Annotated in this window: 5 protein-coding genes; all 5 read left to right on the forward strand. The window is 75.3% G+C overall.

The annotated features are described in order from the left end of the window. The first annotated feature begins 61 nt into the window (after positions 1-61). From HAV40_RS29580 to HAV40_RS29600, 5 genes are read left to right on the forward strand one after another with little or no spacing between them, the layout of a single operon-like run. Positions 62-913: an SCO3242 family prenyltransferase gene (locus tag HAV40_RS29580; protein ID WP_409365011.1), complete on the forward strand. Its 852-nt coding sequence runs from the start codon at positions 62-64 to the stop codon at positions 911-913. Further along, entirely contained in the window at positions 910-2415 is a 1506-nt protein-coding gene (locus tag HAV40_RS39130) for an EboA domain-containing protein (RefSeq protein ID WP_166386982.1), read from the forward strand. Before HAV40_RS29580 ends, HAV40_RS39130 begins: the two co-directional genes overlap by 4 nt. Further along, positions 2415-3263, forward strand: a complete 849-nt coding sequence (locus HAV40_RS29590) for a TatD family hydrolase (protein WP_166386984.1) — start codon at positions 2415-2417, stop codon at positions 3261-3263. The genes HAV40_RS39130 and HAV40_RS29590 overlap by 1 nt, the downstream gene beginning before the upstream one ends. Next, on the forward strand, positions 3263-4480 hold the full coding sequence (eboE, locus tag HAV40_RS29595) for a metabolite traffic protein EboE (RefSeq protein WP_166386986.1): 1218 nt from the start codon (positions 3263-3265) through the stop codon (positions 4478-4480). Before HAV40_RS29590 ends, eboE begins: the two co-directional genes overlap by 1 nt. Continuing rightward, a complete protein-coding gene (locus tag HAV40_RS29600) occupies positions 4468-5859 on the forward strand; it encodes an alkaline phosphatase family protein (RefSeq protein ID WP_275413523.1) in 1392 nt (463 codons plus the stop codon). Before eboE ends, HAV40_RS29600 begins: the two co-directional genes overlap by 13 nt. The last annotated feature ends 141 nt before the right edge of the window (positions 5860-6000 follow it).

Raw genomic sequence — 6000 nt, forward strand, 5'->3', positions numbered from 1 at the left:
GGCGCGGAACACGGGTGCGGCAACCGTCGGTGGGGACGCTCGCGGCCGGTGGGCGGCGAGACTGCGCACCCTTGCCGAGCTGGTACGTGCGCCCGCGGCGCTGTCGGTGCCGGGCGACGTGATCGCCGGTGCCGCCGCTGCCGGGACGCTGGACCGGCGCACGCCGGGGCTGGCCGCGGCGTCGGTGTGCCTGTACTGGGCGGGCATGGCGGCCAACGACTGGGCCGACCGGGAGCTCGACGCCGTCGAGCGGCCCGAGCGGCCGATCCCCAGCGGGCGGGTGTCGCCCCGGACCGCGCTGGGCCTGGCCGCCGGGCTCACCGCGGTCGGGGTGGGGCTCGCCGCGTGGGCGGGCGGCCGCCGCGGCCTGGCCACGGCCGTGCCGCTGGCCGCGACCGTGTGGGCGTACGACGTGAAAGCCAAGAACACCGCGGCGGGCCCGGCGGTCATGGCCGCCTGCCGGGGCCTGGACGTGCTGCTGGGCGCGTCGACCGGCCGGGCGGCGAAAGCGGTGCCCGCGGCACTGACCGTCGCCGCGCACACGTACACCGTCACGGCGCTGTCGCGGCGCGAGGTGTCCGGCGCGGACGTGAAACTGCCGGTGGCGACGCTGGCGGGCACGGTCGCCGTCGCCGCGACCGCCGCCGGGGCGACCCGGGCCAAGGGCTGGCGGGCGGTGCTGCCCGTGGCGCTGGCCGGGTGGTACCTGACGCACTACGGCCGGGCGCAGGCGCGGGCCGCCGCGTCGCCCGACGCGGCCCGTATCCGCACCGCCGTCGGCTCGGGCATCACCGGGCTGCCGACGTTGCAGGGAACGCTGGCCGCCCGCACCGGGGCAGGCGGCACGGGGCTGGCCCTGGCCGCGCTCGCGCCGCTGGCCAGGCGCCTGGTCCGGAAGATCTCGGCCACATGAACCTGCGTTTCGGGTACGGCACCAACGGCTTCGCCAACCACCGGCTCGGCGACGCGCTGTCCGTGCTCGCCGACCTCGGCTACGACGGCGTCGCGCTGACGCTGGACCACCACCACCTCGACCCGTACGCCCCGGGACTGGCCCGCCGGGTCTCCGGCCTGGCCACCAGGCTGATGGAGTTGGGGCTGTCCGTGGTGATCGAGACGGGGGCGCGCTACCTGCTGGACCCGCGCCGCAAGCACGCGCCCACGCTGCTGCACGACGAGCGCGAGGTGCGGCTGGACTTCCTGCTGCGCGCCGTGTCCATCGCGGCCGACCTGGGCGCGGAGGCCGTGTCGTGCTGGTCGGGGGTGCGCCCCCCGGCGGTCGATCCGCAGCTGGCCTGGGACCGGCTGGTCGACGGCTGCGCACGGCTCACCGAGGCGGCGTCCAAGGCGGGCGTGCCGGTCGGCTTCGAACCCGAGCCGGGCATGTTCGTGCAGGACCTTGCCGGGTGGCGGACGCTGCACCGGGCGCTGGGCATGCCGCGCGCGTTCGGGCTGACCCTCGACCTCGGGCACTGCCGGTGCCTGGAGCCCGAGCCGGTCGCCGACTGCGTCGTTGCCGCCGCGCCGTGGCTGGTCAACGTGCAGATCGAGGACATGCGCCGGGGCGTGCACGAGCACCTGGAGTTCGGCGAGGGCGAGATCGAGTTCCCGCCGGTGCTGCGGGCGCTGGCCGACACCGGATACCGCGGGCTGGTCGGGGTGGAACTGCCCCGGCACTCGCACGCCGCGCCGGACGTGGCACGGCGCTCGCTGTCGTTCCTGCGCGCCGCCGCCGGGCAGTCCGGCGGCGCGGCCGACCGGGCTCCCGCGCAGGGGCAGCGCGCCCCGGGCCAGCGCCGCCCGGCCGGGGCGGTGCCCGCGCCGGACGTGCTGCGCGCCGCGCTGGCGGCCGTGGACGACGGCGGCTGGCTGGACGAGGCGCTGCGCCGGGTCGCCGCCGACCCGTCCGTGATCAGCCGCCTGTTCCCGGCCGCGGCACGGCGCTGCGGTCGCGGCGAGATCCTGCCCGGCTGGACCGCCGACGAGGCGGCCCGCGCGGTGCTGCTGGCCACGCTGCCCGCCGAGCGGGCCGTGGCACATGCCCGCGAGCTCTACCGGCACGGCGACGCGGCCGAGAAGCGGGCCGTGCTGCGCGCGCTGCCGCTGCTGCCGATCGGGCCGAGCGCCGTCGAGTTGCTGCACGACGCGATCCGCACCAACGACACCCGGCTGGTCGCCGCGGCCCTGGGACCGTACGCGGCGCACCTGGACGCCGCCGCGTGGCGGCAGGCCGTCGTCAAGTGCGTGTTCATGGGCATCCCGCTGACCTGCGTGGACGATCTGGACCACCGGGCCGACAGCGAGCTGGCCGCGATGCTGGCCGGGGTCGCCGACGAGCGCCACGCGGCCGGGCGCGAGCTGCCCGACGACGCGGCGGCGCTGCTGGCCCACCTCAAAGCCGAGAAGGGGATCTGATGCGCATCTTCGACCCGCACGTGCACATGACCTCACGCACCACCGACGACTACGAGGCGATGGCGGCCGCCGGGGTGCGCGCCGTGGTGGAGCCGTCGTTCTGGCTCGGCCAGCCGCGCACCAGCCCCGGCTCGTTCGCCGACTACTTCGACGCGCTGATCGGCTGGGAGCCGTTCCGGGCCGGGCAGTTCGGCATCCGTCACTTCGCCACCATCGCGCTGAACCCGAAGGAGGCCAACGACCCGCGCTGCCGCGAGGTGCTCGAACTGGTCCCGCGCTACCTGGACAAGGACGCGGTCGTCGCGGTCGGCGAGATCGGGTACGACGCGATGACGCCACAGGAGGACCACGCGTTCGCCGCGCAGCTCGCGCTGGCCGTCGAGTTCGACCTGCCCGCACTGGTGCACACGCCGCACCGGGACAAGGTACGCGGCACCCAGCGCAGCCTGGACGTGGTCAAGGAGTCCGGCATCGACCCGGGCCGCGTCGTGATCGACCACCTGAACGAGGTGACCGTCGAGCTGGTCCGCGACACCGGCTGCTGGCTGGGCTTCTCGATCTACCCGGACACCAAGATGTCGCCGCCGCGCATGGTCGAGCTGCTGCGCCGCTACGGCACCGAGCGCATGCTGGTCAACTCCGCCGCCGACTGGGGCCGCTCCGACCCGCTGCTCACCCTGCGTACCGGCGAGGCCATGCTCGCGGCCGGGTTCGGACAGGACGAGGTCGACCGGGTGCTGTGGCGCAACCCGGCCGCGTTCTACGGCCAGTCCGGGCGGCTGGACCTGTCCGACACGGACGCGCCCGCCGACTTCGCCGGGAACTCGATCAAGCGGGGCGGGGCCTGATGCGGCTGGCACACCCCGACGGGCAGACGGTGCACCTGAGCTACTGCACCAACGTGCACCCGGCCGAGGACCTCGACGGCATCGTGGCGCAGCTCGACACGTACGGCACGGCGATCCGCCGCGAACTCGACGCCGAGGTGCTGGGCCTGGGCCTGTGGCTGGCCGCCCCGGCGGCGTCCGCGCTGGCCGCCGAGCCGCACCTGCGCCGCCGCCTGCGCCGGGAGCTGGACCTGCGCGGCCTGGAGGTGGTCACCCTCAACGGCTTCCCGTACCAGTCGTTCCAGGCCGAGGTCGTCAAGCACGCCGTGTACCACCCGGACTGGACCACCCCGGAACGCCTGCGCTACACCCTGGACCTGGCCGTGGTGCTCGCCGACCTGCTGCCCGACGACGCGGTGCGCGGGTCGATCTCGACGCTGCCGCTGGCCTGGCGCGAGCCGTGGGGCCCCGAGCGGGCGGGGACGGCCGGGCGGGTGCTGGACGAGCTGGCCGACGGCCTGGCCGCCATCGCCGGGCGCACCGGCCGCACCGTGCAGGTCGGTTTCGAGCCCGAACCCGGCTGCGTCGTGGAGACCACCGAGCAGGCCGCCCGGCTGTGGACCGGCATGGACCCCGACTGGCTGGGCGTATGCCTCGACCTCGCGCACCTGGCCTGCGCCTGGGAGGAACCCGCCGAGGCGCTGTCCCGGCTCGCCCGCGCCGGGCTGCCCGTGATGAAGGTGCAGGTCTCCGCAGCGCTGACCGCCGACGACCCGGTCGCCGCGCAGGCCGTGCTGCGCGGCTACGACGAGCCGCGTTTCCTGCACCAGACCCGGGGTTCACGCGGCGAGGCCGCCGACGACCTCGGCGAGGCCCTGGACCGGCTGCTGCCGCGCCCGCGCCGCACCCCGCAGCCGTGGCGGGTGCACTACCACGTGCCGCTGCACGCCGAACCGGCCCCGCCGCTCGGCAGCACCCTGCCCGAGCTGCGCGTCGCGCTCAAGGAGCTGTTCGGCGGCGCGACCGCGGGCTGCGACCACGTGGACGTCGAGACGTACACCTGGAACGTGCTTCCCCCGGCGCAACGGCCGGTCACGCCCGCGCAGCTGGCCTCCGGCCTCGCCGCCGAGCTGGCGTTCGCCCGCGACGAGCTGACCGCGCTCGGGCTGACCCCGAGCGGCCCCGCCGCCCCGCTGAGCACCATGGAACTGCAGGAGGTCCGCCCGTGGACACCGTGACCCCCGTGGTCGTGCTCGACGTCGTCGGGCTGACCCCGTCCCTGCTGGAGCACATGCCCCGGCTGCGCGCGCTGGCCGACACCGGCTTCGCCGCGCCGCTGGGCACGGTGCTGCCCGCGGTCACCTGCTCGGCCCAGTCGACCCTGCTGACCGGCGTCATGCCGGCCGAGCACGGCATCGTCGGCAACGGCTGGTACTTCCGCGACCTCGGCGAGGTGCTGCTGTGGCGGCAGCACCACGCGCTGGTCGGCGGCGAGAAGGTGTGGCAGGCCGCCCGCAAGACCCGGCCCGGCTACACGGTGGCCAACGTCTGCTGGTGGTACGCCATGGGCGCCGACGTGGACTGGACGGTCACGCCCCGGCCTGTGTACCGGGCCGACGGGCGCAAGGAGCCCGACTGCTACACCGACCCGCCGCAGCTGCACGACGCGCTGACCGCCGAACTGGGCACGTTCCCGCTGTTCCAGTTCTGGGGGCCGGGGGCGGGCATCGCCTCGACCCGCTGGATCGCGGGCGCGGCCCGGTACATCATGGCCGCCCACTCACCCGACCTGACCCTGGTCTACCTGCCGCACCTCGACTACGACCTGCAGCGCTTCGGCCCGTACGGCCCCGAGGCCGCCGCCGCCGCCCGCGAGCTCGACGACGTGCTCGGCCCGCTGCTCGACGCGTGTACGGCACGCGGCGCGACGGTCGTGGCCCTGTCGGAGTACGGCATCACGCCGGTGAGCAGGCCCGTGGACGTCAACCGGGCCCTGCGCGCCGAGGGCCTGCTGCGCGTGCACACCCAGGCGGGCATGGAATACCTGGATCCGTGGACGTCGCGCGCCTTCGCGGTCGCCGACCACCAGATCGCGCACGTCTACGTCGCCGACCCGGCCGACCGCGCCGTCGTCGCCAAGATCTGCGCGAACCTGCCCGGCGTCGCCGAGGTCCTCGACGAGTCCGGCAAGGCCGCCCACGGCCTCGACCACCCGCGCTCCGGCGAACTGGTCCTGGTCGCCGAGCCCGACGCCTGGTTCACGTACTACTACTGGCTCGACGACGACAAGGCCCCCGACTTCGCCCGCCTCGTCGAGATCCACCGCAAGCCCGGCTACGACCCCGCCGAACTCTTCTTCGACCCGGCCGCCCCCGCCGCCGCCAAACGCCGCGCCGCCACCGCCCTGCTCCGCAAGAAGACCGGCATGCGCTACCTCATGAACGTCGTCGGCCTCGACGCCGGCGCCCGCGCCGTCCGCGGCTCGCACGGCCGCCTCCCCACCACCCCCGCCGACGCCCCCCTGCTCATCTGCTCCGACCCCACCCAGTCCCGCGAAACCTTCGCCGCCACCGACGTCAAACCCCTCCTCCTCCGCCTAGCCGGCCTCACCCCCTGACCCACCCCACCGCCCCCCACCTGCCGCAACTCTTAAAGAGTCGCGGCCTCGGGAGGGCTTCGAAGGCGCAACTCTTTAAGAGTTGCGCATGGGGGTGGGGGCCGGGCGGGGCGGCGGGGTGGGTGGGGGAGGAACTCGCCG

The organism is Catellatospora methionotrophica, from assembly GCF_011297335.1.
GTDB classification, from domain to species: domain Bacteria; phylum Actinomycetota; class Actinomycetes; order Mycobacteriales; family Micromonosporaceae; genus Catellatospora; species Catellatospora methionotrophica.

Coding starts and splice junctions, on each gene's coding strand:
- eboE (WP_166386986.1), top strand. CDS start 3,263: ATGCGGCTGGCACACCCCGACGGGCAGACGGTGCACCTGAGCTACTGC.
- HAV40_RS29590 (WP_166386984.1), top strand. CDS start 2,415: ATGCGCATCTTCGACCCGCACGTGCACATGACCTCACGCACCACCGAC.
- HAV40_RS39130 (WP_166386982.1), top strand. CDS start 910: ATGAACCTGCGTTTCGGGTACGGCACCAACGGCTTCGCCAACCACCGG.